Raw genomic sequence first — 15,062 nt, forward strand, 5'->3', positions numbered from 1 at the left:
ATGGCTCGTGCGATCGTCTACACCGAAATCGGCTCCCCCGCTGTGCTGCACCTGATGGAGATCCCCGACCCCGTCGCAGCACGCGGTGAGGTCGTCGTGCGCATCGAGGCGGCAGGCGCCAACCCGATCGATGCGAAGCTGCGCAGCGGCAAGCGCCCCTCTCCGCCCATCACCGAGCCGCGTCCTGTCGGGTTCGACGGCGCCGGTGTCGTCGAGTTGCTCGGCGAAGGGGTCGACGACCTCGCCGTCGGCGACCGGGTGGCCATCCGCGACGGAGTCGGAACCTACGCATCCGCCATCGCGATCTCTGCCGAGAAGCTCGCCAAGCTCCCCGATTCCGTCACGATGGCCGAGGGAGCGGCGATCGGCATCCCCGCCGGCACCGCGTACCAGGCGCTGCGTTCGCTGGGCGTGACCGCCGGCGACGTGCTGCTGGTGCACGCCGGATCCGGATCCGTCGGCCAGGCGGCGGTGCAGTTCGCTGTCGCGTGGGGGGCGACCGTCATCGCCACCGCGAGCCCGGCGCGCCACGACCAGCTCCGTGAGCTCGGCGCGATCCCCGTGGCGTATGGCGACGGCCTGCTGGAGCGCGTGCGGGAGGCCGCCCCCTCCCCCGTCACCGTGGTGCTCGACGGCGCCGGCACGGACGAGGCCATCGAGACCTCCCTCACGCTCGTCGCCGACCGGAACCGGATCGCGACGATCGTGCGCGGGCCGGACGCCGCGTCCTTCGGGATCCGCGCCTTCTCCGGCGGCTCCCCCGTCCCGCTGACGGAGCAGGAGCTCGCGTGGCGTGCCGAGGCGCTGCCGAAGACGATCGAGCTCCTCGACACGGGCGACTTCACGATCGAGCTCGGACCGCAGCTGCCGCTCACCGAAGCGGCGCAGGCCCATGAGCTCATGGAATCCGGCGCCGCTTCGGGCAAGATCATCCTGGTGCCGTAGCACCGGGCAGTGCGGCTCAGGCCGGGGCGACCGGCCGACCGATCGACAGCATCAGTCTGTTCGCCCAGTTGAAGAACGCGGCGCCGTGGATGACGTCCGCGATCTCCAGGTCGTCGAGCCCCGCCGCGCGCAGTCCTGCGATCTCGCGCTCGCCGAACGCGTTCGGAGTGTCGGTGAGGGCGACCGATGCGGCCACGATCGCGTTCCAGCGCTCGCCGAGATCGGCGTCGACCCCCTCATCGAGCAGCAGGTCGACATCGTCGACCCGCTTGCTGTGGTGCGCGGCGAAGCGGGAGTGCACCGACGCGCAGAACACGCAGCCGTTGCGCCGCGACGCCGCGGTCGCCGCGAGCTCCCGGTCCGCGCGCGGCAGCCCCTCCGCGACGTTGTAGAAGATGTCCTTGTCCACGAGCGTCCGTGCCTTGAGCACTTCGGGGTCACGGGCCAGCAGCCGGAAGTAGTCGTTCTTCGCGCGCGCGGCGTCGACGAGTCCGTCGTAGTGGCGCTCGGTCAGCTCGTCCTCCGCGAGGGGCTCCAGATGCGGCACCCAGCCCACCTCCCCGCGGGTGAAGGCGTGCGGGTGCGGGGCGTCGTCGTGGCGGAGCACGGTCTGCACGGCGGTCATGCCGCGAGCACCCGGAGTCCGGTGACGACCCGCTGCTGGAAGGCGAGGAACGACACCAGCTGCGACAGCGTCACGATCCCATCCGTCGACCACCCGGCATCGAGCAGGCGTCCGAGGTCGTCGCCCGTGGCTTCGCGAGGGCGGAACACCAGCAGGTGCGTGTGCACGAGGGCTGCGGCGAGACGCTCGCCGAGGACGGCGGTGACGGCATCCGCCGGCACGTACCGCACGCCGTCGGTGTTCTCGGGCTGCAGGCCGAGCTCGGTGTAGGCACCGAACGGACCGCTGGTCGATGCCGTCTCCGCCTCGGCGAGCACCACGCCCGCCCGCTCCGGGTCCGCCTCGCGTGCGCGTGCGGCGTAGAAGACCGCTGTCGGGTCGTCCGCACCCGCCAGTCCGGTCGCGAAGGCTGCGACGAGCTCGCGCTCCGCCTGGGAGACGTGCTCGAGGCTCACCGGCTGGAAGAGGGCGTCGAAGCTCGCCTGCAGCTGATCCCTGGTGACCGGACGGCGACGACGAAGCGCATCCAGCGTCGGCGTCACCTCCGCGATACGGTCCACGATGTCGTCGGTCATGCGTTCTCCTTGAGGGTGGGGTTCCGGTCGGGGGTCTGGGTGAGGGCGTACCCGAGAGCGGGCGCGACCTCGTCGGCGAAGAGGGCGATCGAGCGCAGCACGTGCTCGTGCGGGGCGTCGACCGAGTGCACCTGGAAGGCCACCTCGGTCGCGCGGGCGAGGGTGGTGTCGGCCGCGAGTGACTCCGCCACCTCCTCCGGTGTGCCCAGATGGGTGTCGAGAGCGGCGATCAGCTCCTCGATGCTGTCTCCGGGGATGGTCTGGCCCTGCCGACGGAAGCCCTCGGCCGCCCGGCGCAGCCCGACCTCGGCGAACCGCAGCGCGTCGGCGCGGTCGTCCGCCACGAACACGGTGCGCGAGGCGGTGATCCGCGGAGCCACCCCGGCCGGCAGCGCCTCGAGGTACGCGTCGATGATCGGGTCCTGCAACTCCGACAGCGGCGCGTGCAGGCGATCGATGCGGCGCGGCTGGGTGCGCGAGAGCAGGAGCCCGTGCCCGTGGATGCCGGCGCGGTGACCGCCGGGCGCGGAGAACGTGGCCTGCCACACACGGTCGGCGAGGTCTCCCGCGTCCGGGTAGAGCGTATTGCCCGCACCGACGTCGCGACCGGCCAGGCCGTCGAGGAGCGTGCGCAGCTTGCGGTCGTAGGTCACCGCCTTGTCACGCACGTCCTCCCCGAACGGCACGAACGACGACGGGGTGCCGCCGCTGCCGAGGCCCAGATCCACTCGCCCCCCGGAGAGCAGATCGGCGACCACGGCATCCTCGGCCACCCGGACCGGGTCCTCCAGCGGCAGGGTGATCACGCCGGTCCCCAGTCGGATGTCCCGCGTCACGGCCGCCGCGTGCGCGAGGAACACCAGCGGAGACGGCAGCCCACCTTCGGCCGCGTGGAAGTGATGCTGTGCGACCCAGGTCCTCCCGATCCCGTGGCGCTCCGCCTGCTGGATCTGCGCCGTGGCGAGCGCATACCTCTCGGCGGGCGAGGCGTCGTCGAGCAGACGTGTGAAGAAGGCGACGGTGGGCCCGGTCGAGGTGGCGGGTGCGGTGGTCATACGACGATCTCCGTTCGTCCGGGGACCGCGGCGAGCAGCTCCCCGGTGTACTCGTGCTGCGGGTCGCGGAACAGGTCTTCCGTCTGCCCCTCCTCCACGATCCGGCCGCGGCGCATCACCGAGACCGTGTGGCTGATCCTGCGCACGACGGCGAGGTCGTGCGAGATGAACAGGTACGTGAGTCCGAGCTCGGCCTGCAGCGAGGTGAGCAGCTCGAGGATGCGCGCCTGCACGGTCACGTCCAGCGCCGACACCGCCTCGTCGAGCACCACCACCTCGGGGTCGATCGCGAGAGCTCTGGCGATCGCGACGCGCTGCCGCTGTCCGCCCGAGAGCTCGCGCGGGGTGCGCCGCGCGACGTCGGCGGGGAGCGAGACCCGGTCGAGGAGAGCGATCGCGCGCTCCCGGCGCTCGGCACGCGAGCCGACGCGGAAGTTCTGCAGCGGTTCCGCCACGATGTCTGCGATCTGCTGGCGGGGATCCAGCGAGGCGAACGGGTTCTGGTAGACGAGCTGCACCCGGCGACGCAGTTCCCGCAACTGCTCGCGCTTCGCGTGGGTCACATCCTCTCCGGCGACGTCGATGGTCCCGGCGTCGGGCTGGTGGAAGCGGGTGACGAGCCGTGCCGTGGTCGTCTTGCCGGACCCCGACTCCCCCACGAGCGCATGGGTGGTGCCGCGACGCACGCGGAACGAGACATCGTCGACCGCGCGGAAGCGCTCGCGCCCGGCGACCCGGAACTCCTTCACGAGCCCGTCGGCGACGATCGCGTACGGATTCTCCGCCGAGACGGCTGCGGCATCCCGCAGGAACGGCGGGACATCCGGGCGCCGGAAGCCGGTCGTGAACGCGGGAGCATCGGCGAGCAGCTGCCGCGTGTACGGGTCCGTCGGCGCAGCGAGCACCTCCTCGCTCCGCCCCTGCTCCACGATCCGGCCGTCCTTGAGCACGACGAGACGTGCGGCGCGATCGGCGGCGACGCCCAGGTCGTGCGTCACGAGCAGGATGCTGGTGCCCTCCTCGCGCTGCAGCTCGTCGAGCAGATCGAGCACCTTGCGCTGCACCGTGGCATCGAGGGCGCTGGTCGGCTCGTCGGCGATCAGCAGGCGCGGTCGCAGGGCGATCGCGGTGGCGATCAGCACGCGCTGCCGCATGCCGCCGGAGAGCTCGTGCGGATACTGGCGCGCCCGCAGGTCGGGGTCGTCGATGCCGACACGATCGAGCAGCTCGATGGCCCGTGCACGACGGGAGCGCCGATCCCGATGACCGTGCAGGCGCAGGATCTCCTCGACCTGCGCGCCGACCGGACGCACCGGGTCGAGCGAGGTCGTGGGGTCCTGCGGCACGAGGCCGATCTCCGCACCGCGGATGCCGCGCAGCGCGCGATCGGACCACCCGGAGATGTCGAGGTCGCCCAGGACGACCGTCCCGCCGTCGACCCTGCCCCCAGCGGGGAGCAGACCCAGGAGCGCGTGCGCGGTGGTCGACTTGCCCGAGCCCGATTCGCCGACGAGCGCGAGGGTCTCCCCCTCGTCGATCTCGAACGAGACCCCGTGCACGACTTCCCGGTCGCCGTAGGAGATGCGCAGATCGGTCGCTGCCAGAACGCTCATCGCGTCCCCCTTCCGATGCGGTGGCTGATGCGGTTGGCGCTGAGCACCACCGCGACGACGATGAGACCCGGCAGTGCCGTGAGCCACCAGGCGGTGCCGACGTAGTTGCGGCCCTCGGCGATCAGCAGTCCCCACTCGGGAGTGGGCGGCGGAGCGCCGTAGCCGAGGAACCCGAGCGTCGAGATCGCGAGGATCGCCGTGCCGAACTGCAGGGCGGCGAGCGCGACGATCGGGGTGAGCGAGTTGGGCAGCACGTGCCGACGCAGCACCGCGAAGAACGTGGCACCGCTGCCGAAAGCAGCCTCGACATACTCGGTGCGGCGCACGCGGGCGACCTCGGCGCGCATCAGACGCGCGAAGGCGGCGACGCTGCCGAGGCCCACCGCTATGGCGGCGTTGACCGTGCCGAAGCCGAGCAGGATGATCACCGACAGCGACAGCAGCAACCCGGGGATCGCGAGCAGCACGTCGACGATGCGCATCAGCACGTCGTCCACCACCCCGCCCACGGCTCCGGCGATCGCGCCGAGCACCGTGCCGAGGGCGAGTCCCACCGTGACGGCGATCAGCGCGCCCGAGAGCGAGTGCACGGCTCCATGGACGACACGGCCGAACAGATCACGGCCGAGGGTGTCGGTGCCGAACCAATGCGCAGCACTCGGCGGCAGCAGCTTGTCGGCAGGCACGCCGGTGAGCGGGTCGCCGGGCGCGAACACGCCGGGGATCACGGCCCACAGCACGGCGACGGCGACCACGGCGAACGCGAGGTACAGACCCCAGGCGCGGCCGTGCCGGCGACCGCGGCGGTTCCGCTCCTGCGGGGGCTCGGTGGCCGTCGGGCTCGGACCGGGACCCGGCTCGACACTCGTCGCGGCGATCACGGGAGCGGTCATGCGGTGACCTCCTGGAGTGTGCGCCGTGTGGATGCCCGGGCGACGGTGCGCTGACGGGGGTCGATGAGCGGTGTGACGAGGTCGACGGCGAAGCTGATGACGACGAAGCCGAGCGCCGACAGCAGCACGACACCCTGCAGCACCGGGATGTCCTGGTTCGCGACGGCCTGCTCGGTGAGGCGGCCGATGCCGGTGCGGCCGAACACCGTCTCGGTGACGACCGCTCCCCCGACGAGTTCCCCGAACAGCACGCCGGCGATCGTCAGGGTCGGCACGGCGGCGTTGCGGGCGACGGAGCGCGTGAGCACCCACAGCGGCGGGGCACCCTTCGCCCGGACCACCGTGACGAACGGCTGCGCCTGCACCTGATCGATCGCGCGGACCAGCACCTGCGCCAGCGGCGCCGAGATCGGCACGGCGAGCGTCAGCACGGGCAGGATGAGTCCGCTGACGGGGTCGGCCCCGACGATCGGCACCCAGCCGAGCCCGAACGAGAACACCTGGATGAGCAGGATGCCCAGCCAGAAGACCGGCACCGCCACGAAGAGGCCGGGCACCTGGCGAAGCCCGTCGCGCAGCCAGGCGAACGGGGCGAGCGAGGAGAGTCCGGCGATGAGCACGGCCAGGACCAGAGCGACGACCAGCCCGAGGGATGCGAGCAGCAGCGTCGCGGGGAGCGCCTCGGCGAGCATCGTCAGCACGGGTGTGCCGAACTGCGTGGAGTAGCCGAAGTCCCCGGCGAGGAAGCCGAGCCCCGCGTGCACGTACTGCTCCCACCAGGGCAGGTCCGTGCCGTAGGTGGCGCGGATGCTGTCGAGCTGATCCGGCGACAGCCCGAGGCTGGGGTCGGAGAACTTGATCAGGATCGCGTCGCCCGGCAGCAGCTGCAGCAGGAAGAAGGTCGCCGTGAAGGCCGCGACCAGAACGATCGCGGCCTGCCCGGCTCGTCGGAGGACGAAACTCATCGGAGGACCATCCCGATCAGTGCTCGGCCAGCCAGACGCCGGAGAACGTCGGACGCCCCACCGACTCGAACGCGACGCCGTGCACGTAGGTCGCGGTGCCGTACACCTGCGGCTCCTCGAACAGCGGGATCACGTAGGCCTGTTCGGCGATGTAGTCCTGCACGGCCTGCGATGCGGCGACACGCTTGTCGGCGTCCGGCTCGGACGCCACGGCGAGCAGCAGCTCGTCGAGCTTCGCGTCCTTGGATATCAGCACGTCGCGGTTCTTCGTGAAGTACTGGCTCTTGATGACGTCCAGATCCGCGCGTCCGACCATCGAGTGGTAGAAGCCGGTCTTGAGCGGGTCGCGCGTGTCCTCGGCGTAGCTGCCGGCGTCGCCGGGCTTGACCGAGAGCTCGACCCCGACCTTCGCCAGCTGCTGCGCCACGAGCTCGAGGGTCTGCTTCGACAGCGGCTGCGGCTTCGCCTCGTACACCGTGATCGAGAGGCGCTCCCCGTCCTTCTCGCGGATGCCGTCGGCACCGGGCTCCCATCCGGCCTCGTCGAGCAGCTTCTCGGCCTTCTTCGGGTCGTAGGCGTAGTGCTCCGACTCGTCCTTATAGCCGAGGGCTTGGGAGGAGAGCACCGACGTCGCCACCGGGTAGTTCTCGGTGAAGAGGGTGTCCACGACCTCCTGCGCGTTCACCGCGGCGATGAGTGCCTGACGTACGCGGATGTCGGCGAGCAGCGGGTTCTCGGGTCGCAGGGCGATCGAGTTGTTCACGCCGCGCGTCTGCGGGGCATAGAGCGTGAAGCCGGCGCCCTCCACGCGGTCCTCGTCGAACGCCTGCACATAGCGGACGTAGTCGGCCTGTCCCGCGAGCAGCGAGCCGATGCGCACCGAGTCCTCGGGCGTGATCAGCACGTGCACCGCGTCGAGGTACGGGCGGCCGTCGTTGTCGACGCTGTCGGGTCCCCAGGCGTAGTCGTCGCGGGCGGTGAGCGTGTACTCCGTGCCGAGCTTCTCGCCCGTGACCGTGAACGGACCGGAACCGATGATCTCCTCGGCGTTGCCTGCGCCGAAGTCCTCGATCGTGCCGTCGAGCGTCTCCGGCGACAGCAGTCCCGAGTTGATGGTCGACGTCGCCTGCAGGAACCCGGGAGACGGAGCCGAGAAGCGGAACGTCACCGTGTCCTCGTCGACCACCTCGCTGCTGGCGTAGTTGTTGATCGCCTCCGAGACCGTGAGGCCCCGCTCCGCGTCGCCCAGCCCGTAGGTGTCGAAGTTCTTCGCCACGGCGGCCGCATCCACCGGCGTGCCGTCCGAGAACGTGACATCGGGGTTCAGGTCGAACGTGTACTCGGTCGCGTCGTCGTTCACGGTCCAGTCGGAGGCGATCCACGGCTCGATCTCGAGCGTCTCCGGGTTCTGCCAGGTGAGCCGGGCGGCGATGTTGTTCACGATGCCGCCGTTGGGGTAGAAGCCGGCCTGCGGCGGGTACAGGTTCGTGTACGCCTGGTGCTCCAGGTACGTGAGCGTTCCTCCGGTGACGGGGTCGCCTCCGTCCGCGGGAGAGTTCGCCGGGGCGGGTGTGGACGCGCAGGCCGCGAGGCTCCCCGCGAGCACGAGCGGGAGCGCCACGGCGGCGGCGCGGATCAGACGACGGTTCATGCGGAGGTCTCCTGGCTTCGGGTGGGACGAGGTTTCTTCACGGTAGGAATCGGGGGTGCGACGGTGCGACTCGGTCGACACCACACGTCACGCGTCGACATACGAGGAAATGCGCAGACGGTCGCGCAGGGTCGACCCCTGGCTCTCCGCGACGCTCCGCAGCAGTCCGCGACGGCGCAGCTCCGGCGCCGCGATGCGTGTGAAAGCCTCGAACTGCGCGGGCTGGAAGGCCGACAGCACGTTGAATCCGTCGGCGGCCCCCTCGTCGCGCCAGAGTTCGAAGTGATCCGCGATCGTGCCTGCGTCCCCCACGACGAAGGCGGCGGGGACGGCGTGCGCGGCGACCAGGTGCCGCCAGGTGAGCGGGTCGCCGGTGCGGACACCGAGACCGGCGATGCGGTCGAGCCGTTCGATCAGCGCCGCACCGCGCTCCCCCAGGCGCTCCGCTTCGGCCGTCGTGACGCGGGCGTCGAACGTCGCCTCCCGCAGCGGATCCTCCCGCGAGACGTCCAGGGCGTCCGCGAGCGCACCGATCGTGCGGTTCGGCGGGAAGGCGGCCCTGGCGGCCTGGTGCCCCTCGGCGAGCGGCACCAGGGCGAGGAGGGTCTGCACGATGCGCTTCGCGGCGGCGTCGGTGTCGCCGACGACGGGGAGCACGGGCGCGATGACCCGGAGCTCGTCCGGAGAGCGTCCGGCCTCCGCCGCGATGTCGCGCAGCAGCCGTCGGGTCGCGATCGCTTCGACCAGCGTCGGCGCGGCGATCAGCGCGAGGTCGGCCTCGGTGGCCGCGAGCGCCCGCGACCGCGGCGACGTGCCCGCGTGCACGATCGGGATCCGCCCCTGCGGTGGGCGGGCGACGTTCAGCGGTCCGGCCACCCGGAGGTGCGCGCCCTCGACGGCGGCCGGACGGAGCCCCTCCGGATCGATCAGCACGCCGCGCTCGGCATCCGCGATCCAGGCGTCCTCGCTCCACGATTCCCACAGCCGCCGCAGCGCCTCGACGAACTCCTCGGCCCGGTCGTAGCGCGACTCGTTGTCGGCGTGCGCGTCCCTCCCGTGATTGCCCGCGGCGCGCGGTTCGGCCCCGGTGACGAGATTGACCCCGGCCCGACCTCCCGTCAGCACGTCGAGCGAGGCCAGCGAACGTGCCGTCGCATAGGGGTCGGCGTAGGTCGTGTTGACCGTCGCGATCAGACCGATCCGCGAGGTGACTCCGGCGAGGAACAGCACGGCGCTCACGGGGTCGATGCGCGCCAGCAGATACGGGTCGCGGAACTCCAGATCGGGCCCCGTAGCCAGCCAGTCGCCGAAGAACAGATAGTCCAGGCCGGCGTCCTCCCCCTCCCGCGCGATGCGCCGCAGGATCCCGGCATCCGTCGCGGGGTCGCGATGCGCACCGGGGTGCCGCCAGCCCGAGGGATACGCGCCCAGGGTGCGCACCATGGCGCCGATGATGAGGGGTTCGGTCATGCCGTCACGCTAGGAGCGCGTCCGGCGCGCTGCCACGGCGTCGATGCCGGGCGTCACGGGATGTAACAGTCGGTCACACCCGCCGCACCCCCTACGCTGAGACCATGACAGGTCTTCGTTGGGGAATCCTCGCGACCGGCGGCATCGCCGGCGCATTCGCGTCCGATCTGCGCACCGCAGGGCTCGATCTCGTCGCCGTCGGTTCGCGCTCGCAGGAGTCGGCCGATGCGTTCGCCGCCCGCTTCGACATCGGCAGAGCGCACCCGTCGTACGAGGCTCTGGTGTCCGACCCCGAGGTCGACATCATCTACGTGTCGACCCCGCACCCGATGCATCACGAGAACGCCCGGCTCGCCCTCGAACACGGCAAGCACGTGCTGGTCGAGAAGGCCTTCACCCTGAACCGCGCCGAGGCGGAGGACCTGCAGTCCCTCGCCGCCGAACGCGGGCTGCTGGTCATGGAGGCCATGTGGACGCGGTATCTGCCGCACATGGTCCGCATCCGCGAGCTCATCGCCGACGGCGCTCTCGGTGAGATCCGGGCCGTGAGCGCCGATCACACCCAGCTGCTGCCCTCCGACCCCGCCCATCGGCTGAACGCCCTCGAACTCGGCGGCGGCGCGCTGCTCGACCTGGGGATCTACCCGATCTCCTTCATCTGGGACATCCTCGGCGCCCCGACCAGCGTCCGCGCGGTCGGCCGGCTCATCGAGACGGGCGCCGACGCGGAGGTCGCCACCGTCATGACGCACGAGGGGGGCGCGGTCTCGACCAGCCTGTCTTCGTCCCGCGCGGCGGGCCCCAACGTCGCGAGCATCGTCGGCACCGCGGCGCACATCGACATCGACACCGTCTGGTACAGCCCGACCACGTTCCGCCTCGTCCTCCCGGACGGCACGGTGCAGGAGGAGTACGTCTCCGAGGTCGAGGGGCGCGGCATGCAATACCAGGCCCTGGCCGCCGAGCGCCTGGTGCACGACGGCATCCTCGAGGGCGACATCCTCCCGATCGCCGAGAGCGTGGCGATCATGGGCACCCTCGACGAGATCAGGGCCCAGATCGGCGTCCGCTACCCGCGCGAGGAGGTCTGACCGTGGCCGAGACCCCCGACGCCCGCGTGGCCGTCTACCTGGACTTCGACAACATCGTCATCTCCTGGTACGACCGCGTCCATGGCCGCAACGCCTACGGCAAGGACCGGCAGCGCATCTCCGAGAACCCGAACGACCCGGAGGTCACCGATCGGCTGCGGGCCGCGATGATCGAGGTCGGCGCCATCATCGACTACGCCGCCTCCTTCGGCACGCTCGTGCTCACCAGGGCCTACGCCGACTGGTCCTCCCCCGTGAACGCCGAGTACCGCTCGCAGCTCGTCGCCCGCGCGGTCGACCTCGTGCAGCTGTTCCCCGCCGCCGCCTACGCGAAGAACGGCGCGGACATCCGGCTCGCCGTCGACGCCGTCGAGGACATGTTCCGCCTGCCCGACCTCACCCACGTCGTGATCGTCGCCGGCGACAGCGACTACGTGCCGCTGGCTCAGCGCTGCAAGCGTCTCGGCCGCTACGTGATCGGGGTCGGGGTGTCCGGCTCGACGGCCAAGTCGCTCGCCGCGGCGTGCGACGAGTTCGAGTCCTACGACTCGCTGCCCGGCGTGGTGCGCCCGGTGAAGACGGCACCCGCTGCCGTCGCCGCCCCGGCGGAAGCGCCGTCGGTCGAGCCGGCTGCCCCCGTCGCCGAGACCGCGACGAAGCCGAAGACCGCTCCCAAGCGCGCGAAGGCCAAGCCCGTCATCAAGGCCGAGGAGCCCAGGGTCGAGGACAAGGTCGACGACCAGGAGGTCGCGACGCAGCTGCTCGAGCGCGCCCTGCGCCTGGGCCACGACAAGGCCGACGCCGACGAGTGGCTGCACAGCTCCGCGGTGAAGACCCACATGCGCCGCATGGACCCGTCGTTCAGCGAGAAGGCACTCGGGTACCGCTCGTTCTCCGACTTCCTGAAGTCCCGAGACGACATCGCCGAGCTCGAGGAGACCGGGCACGAGCGGCTGGTGCGCCTGCGCGAGCCCTGACCCGGCGCCTGCGCTGGTCTCCGGTGATCACTGGTTGCGGAACGCCGCGTCGAAGGAGGCCTCCGGCTTCGGCCACAGCAGCGAGCGCACGACGGTGAGCGCCTCGGGGGCTCCGTGCAGCCGATCCATCCCGGCGTCCTCCCACTCGATCGAGATCGGACCGTCGTAGCCGATGGCGTCCAGCGCGCGGAAGGCGTCCTCCCACGGCACGTCGCCGTGGCCGGTGGAGACGAAGTCCCAGCCGCGCCGAGGATCGCCCCACGGCAGGTGCGAGCCGAGAACGCCGGCCCTTCCGTTGCGCGGCCGCATCCGGGTGTCCTTGCAGTCCACGTGATAGATCCGGTCCGCGAAGTCGACGATGAAGCCGACCGGATCGATGTTCTGCCACATCATGTGCGAGGGGTCCCAGTTGAAGCCGAACGCGTCCCGGTGGTCGATCGCGTCGAGGGCGCGCGCACTCGACCAGTAGTCGTAGGCGATCTCCCCCGGATGCACCTCGTGGGCGAAGCGGACTCCCTCGGCGTCGAAGACGTCGAGGATCGGGTTCCAGCGGTCGGCGAAGTCCTGGAAGCCCTGCTCGATCACCGACTCCGGCACGGGTGGGAACATCGCCACGTACGGCCAGATGGACGAGCCGGTGAAGCCCACGACGGTGTCGACGCCGAGCTTCCCGGCCACGCGGGCGGCCCGCTTCATGTCCTCCGCCGCCCGCTGCCGCACGCCCTCGGCCTCGCCGTCGCCCCAGACGTACGGGCGCAGGATGCCCTGGTGCCGGAAGTCGATCGGGTCGTCGCACACCGCCTGCCCGGCGAGGTGGTTGGAGATCGCGAACACCTGCAGGCCGTGCCGGTCGAGGATCTCGCGGCGGGAGGCGGCATACGCGTCATCCTCGTCGGCTCGGCGCAGGTCGAGGTGATCGCCGGACGCGGCGATCTCGAGTCCGTCGTACCCCCACTCCGCCGCGAGACGAGCCACCTCCTCGAACGGCAGATCGGCCCACTGGCCGGTGAACAGCGTGACCGGGTGACTGCTCATGGACACTCCTTCGTATCGCGGGAGGGGTCAGGCGCCGAGGGCGCGGAGGTGGGCGATGCTGCGGGCGGCGAGGTCGTCCTGGCTCGGAGCGAGCGGCCGCCAGACGGACGCCGCGACGGCGATCGTGGCGTTCTCCCCGGTGAAGCTCTCCAGCCCCAGCACTCCTCGGTAGCCGGCGTCGTCGAGAGCGCGGAGGATTCCCGGCCAGTCGGTGTGGTCGTCGCCCACCGCGCCGCGGTCGCTGCCGCACACCTGCACATGGGCGATCGCCGAGCCCGCCGCGCGGATCGCGTCATCGGGCCTCTTCTCCTCGATGTTGAGGTGATACGTGTCGAGGGCGAGCCCGACCCCGGCGCCCAGCAGCGGCTCCAGCGCGTCGAGGCTCTGCTCCACGGTGTTGAGCAGGCTCGTCTCGTAGCGGTTCAGGGGCTCGATCGCCAGGATCAGCCCCCGGTCGGCGGCCTCCCGCGCGAGCGGAGCGAGGTTCTCCCTGAGTTCGCCGATCGCGCCAGCCCGCTCCCCGTCGTCCATGCGCCAGGTGACCCCCGTCGGGGCGTAGAAGGGGCCGGCGACGACGGGCGAGCGCACGATCTCGGCGGCGTCGAGGCACGCGCGCAGGTAGTCCTGCGTGGCCGCGACGTCACCGGCGCGCGCCAGCAGCGAGCGGCCGGGACCCATCGCGCCGACCACGACCGCGCCCAGACCGAGACCGTCCAGCACGGAACGCGTCCGGACCGGGTCCCAGTCGCCGATGCTCTCCAGGGGCAGCTCCAGGGCGTCGTAGCCGAGGCGGGCAGCCGTGCGGGCGAGCGGCTCGAGGGTCTCATCGGTGAGCGGAGACGTCCACACCCAGGTGTTGACGGCGATCGTGCGGGGCATCGTTGTCCTTGTGATCGTGACGGCGGTCCCACCCTCCCACTCCGCGGTGCGGAGCGGAAGGGCGGGAGCACGCATCGGTTACGGGATCTGCCGCTCCTGCCACACCGTCGGATAGCCGGGGAGGTTCTCCCCGCCGAACTTCGCGTAGTGGCCGTCGGGCATGCCCTCGTTGGCGGCGAGGTAGTCGTCGAGCTCCGCCTCGGTGATCGGCTTCTGCGGGAGCACCCACTCCTTCGGCACCTCTTCACCCGCAAAGATCATCTGTGCCGCGAGCAGCGGGGTCCGCCACTGGAAGTTGGAGTACACGGGAGCGAGACCCGTGAGGCCGGTGTCCTTCCACTTGCGGAGGAAGCTCATCTCGTCCTCCCCGGTCATGACGGGGTAGTCGACGCCGGCATCCTCGAACGCCTCGATCGCGGCGACGGCGCCGTCTCCGGCGTCCATCCAGATGCCGTCGACGTCGCCCTTGGCGAGCTCGTCGCTGATGATGCTCTTGATCTCCGTGGGATCGGCGCCGGTGAAGTGGTCCACCGCCTCGATCCCCGCCTCCTCGAACAGCTTCTCGGCACCGGCCCAGCGGTGCTCCAGCACGTCGACGCCGGGGAGGATGCGCAGCGCCACGACCTTGTCGCCTTCCTCGAGGTTGTCGATCAGGAACTCGGCCGTGTCGATGCCCCACGCGAAGCCGCCGATGGGGTGGATGAACGTGACAGGGCAGTCCGTGTTGACGCCGCGGTCGAACACGACGACCGGCTTGCCCGTCTCGCAGGCGCGTTCGACGGCCGGTGTCATCGCCGCGGTGCTGTTGGGCGAGATCAGGAAGACGTCGCACCCGCCCTCCGCGATGAAGTAGTCGATGTCGGCGATCTGCGTGTCGTCGGAGTCCTTCGCGTCACGGGTCTCCATCTCGCTGATCGCGCCGGCGTCCTGGAGCACCTTCAACTGCTCGTTCATCGTGATCCAGCCCGTCTGACGCCACGGGTTGGAGATCGAGGCGTTCGCGAAGCAGGCCTTCTTGGCGCCGTCGCTCGCGAACTCCGCCGTGTCGACCATCTCGGCGTTGATGTGCTGCAGATACGGCTCGTCCGCCGGTCCCTGCGGCTCCACGCCGCGCTCCTCGTCCTGCTTGTCGAACAGCTCCTGGTCGAACCACTCGGTCGTCTCCGCCGCCTCTTCGGGGTTCTCCGACTCCGCCGGCGCCACGGACGGGTCGGTGGTGCACCCGGCGAGCGCGATGAGGCCGAAGAGAGCCACCCCTGCGGTGGCGATCTTCATCGATCGTCGCATT

At 70.9% G+C, this 15,062-nt stretch carries 14 protein-coding genes; 3 read left to right on the plus strand and 11 right to left on the minus strand.

Features of this window, described 5'->3' with window-relative positions; translation table 11 throughout:
• Positions 1–945 (plus strand): NADP-dependent oxidoreductase, encoded by a 945-nt coding sequence (locus tag CSX12_RS12850; RefSeq protein ID WP_017202611.1) that lies wholly within the window; start codon positions 1–3, stop codon positions 943–945.
• A 16-nt stretch (positions 946–961) separates the two neighbouring features.
• Here CSX12_RS12850 and CSX12_RS12855 read toward each other — a convergent pair whose 3' ends face one another.
• The 8 genes from CSX12_RS12855 to CSX12_RS12890 all read right to left on the minus strand — a co-directional run bounded on the left by CSX12_RS12855 (position 962) and on the right by CSX12_RS12890 (position 9,792).
• Positions 962–1,570 carry an alkylhydroperoxidase domain protein gene (locus CSX12_RS12855; RefSeq protein ID WP_017202612.1) on the minus strand — a complete coding sequence of 203 codons (609 nt, stop codon included), beginning with the start codon at positions 1,568–1,570 and terminating at the stop codon, positions 962–964.
• Positions 1,567–2,145 (minus strand): CMD domain protein, encoded by a 579-nt coding sequence (locus CSX12_RS12860; RefSeq protein WP_124896042.1) that lies wholly within the window; start codon positions 2,143–2,145, stop codon positions 1,567–1,569. Before CSX12_RS12860 ends, CSX12_RS12855 begins: the two co-directional genes overlap by 4 nt.
• A complete protein-coding gene (locus CSX12_RS12865; protein ID WP_124896043.1) occupies positions 2,142–3,200 on the minus strand; it encodes a putative FMN-dependent luciferase-like monooxygenase in 1,059 nt (352 codons plus the stop codon). The genes CSX12_RS12860 and CSX12_RS12865 overlap by 4 nt, the downstream gene beginning before the upstream one ends.
• Positions 3,197–4,813 (minus strand): ABC transporter ATP-binding protein, encoded by a 1,617-nt coding sequence (locus tag CSX12_RS12870; protein WP_124896044.1) that lies wholly within the window; start codon positions 4,811–4,813, stop codon positions 3,197–3,199. Before CSX12_RS12870 ends, CSX12_RS12865 begins: the two co-directional genes overlap by 4 nt.
• Entirely contained in the window at positions 4,810–5,706 is an 897-nt protein-coding gene (locus tag CSX12_RS12875; protein WP_124896045.1) for an ABC transporter permease, read from the minus strand. Before CSX12_RS12875 ends, CSX12_RS12870 begins: the two co-directional genes overlap by 4 nt.
• Positions 5,703–6,671 carry an ABC transporter permease gene (locus CSX12_RS12880; protein WP_124896046.1) on the minus strand — a complete coding sequence of 323 codons (969 nt, stop codon included), beginning with the start codon at positions 6,669–6,671 and terminating at the stop codon, positions 5,703–5,705. Before CSX12_RS12880 ends, CSX12_RS12875 begins: the two co-directional genes overlap by 4 nt.
• Before the next feature lie 16 nt (positions 6,672–6,687).
• Complete coding sequence (locus CSX12_RS12885) at positions 6,688–8,322, minus strand: TIGR04028 family ABC transporter substrate-binding protein (RefSeq protein ID WP_017202620.1); 1,635 nt, start codon at positions 8,320–8,322, stop codon at positions 6,688–6,690.
• Between the two features lie 87 nt (positions 8,323–8,409).
• Positions 8,410–9,792: an NtaA/DmoA family FMN-dependent monooxygenase gene (locus CSX12_RS12890; RefSeq protein ID WP_124896047.1), complete on the minus strand. Its 1,383-nt coding sequence runs from the start codon at positions 9,790–9,792 to the stop codon at positions 8,410–8,412.
• 104 nt (positions 9,793–9,896) lie between these two features.
• Between CSX12_RS12890 and CSX12_RS12895 the strand changes: the two genes are divergently transcribed.
• Both CSX12_RS12895 and CSX12_RS12900 read left to right on the plus strand, forming a co-directional pair.
• Positions 9,897–10,883, plus strand: a complete 987-nt coding sequence (locus CSX12_RS12895; protein WP_124896048.1) for a Gfo/Idh/MocA family oxidoreductase — start codon at positions 9,897–9,899, stop codon at positions 10,881–10,883.
• A gap of 2 nt (positions 10,884–10,885) precedes the next feature.
• On the plus strand, positions 10,886–11,860 hold the full coding sequence (locus tag CSX12_RS12900; protein WP_017202623.1) for an NYN domain-containing protein: 975 nt from the start codon (positions 10,886–10,888) through the stop codon (positions 11,858–11,860).
• 27 nt (positions 11,861–11,887) lie between these two features.
• On the opposite strand, the gene CSX12_RS12905 is transcribed toward CSX12_RS12900, so the two are convergent.
• The 3 genes from CSX12_RS12905 to CSX12_RS12915 all read right to left on the minus strand — a co-directional run bounded on the left by CSX12_RS12905 (position 11,888) and on the right by CSX12_RS12915 (position 15,061).
• Positions 11,888–12,895 (minus strand): sugar phosphate isomerase/epimerase family protein, encoded by a 1,008-nt coding sequence (locus CSX12_RS12905; RefSeq protein WP_017202624.1) that lies wholly within the window; start codon positions 12,893–12,895, stop codon positions 11,888–11,890.
• Positions 12,896–12,922: 27 nt separating this feature from the next.
• Complete coding sequence (locus CSX12_RS12910) at positions 12,923–13,774, minus strand: sugar phosphate isomerase/epimerase family protein (protein ID WP_124896049.1); 852 nt, start codon at positions 13,772–13,774, stop codon at positions 12,923–12,925.
• Positions 13,775–13,852: 78 nt separating this feature from the next.
• The gene (locus CSX12_RS12915) at positions 13,853–15,061 is read right to left on the minus strand and encodes a substrate-binding domain-containing protein (RefSeq protein WP_124896050.1); all 1,209 of its coding nucleotides are present in this window, start codon (positions 15,059–15,061) and stop codon (positions 13,853–13,855) included.
• Position 15,062: the final 1 nt, after the last annotated feature.

It is taken from the genome of Microbacterium sp. Y-01, from assembly GCF_003856715.1.
Taxonomy (GTDB): Bacteria; Actinomycetota; Actinomycetes; order Actinomycetales; family Microbacteriaceae; genus Microbacterium; species Microbacterium algeriense.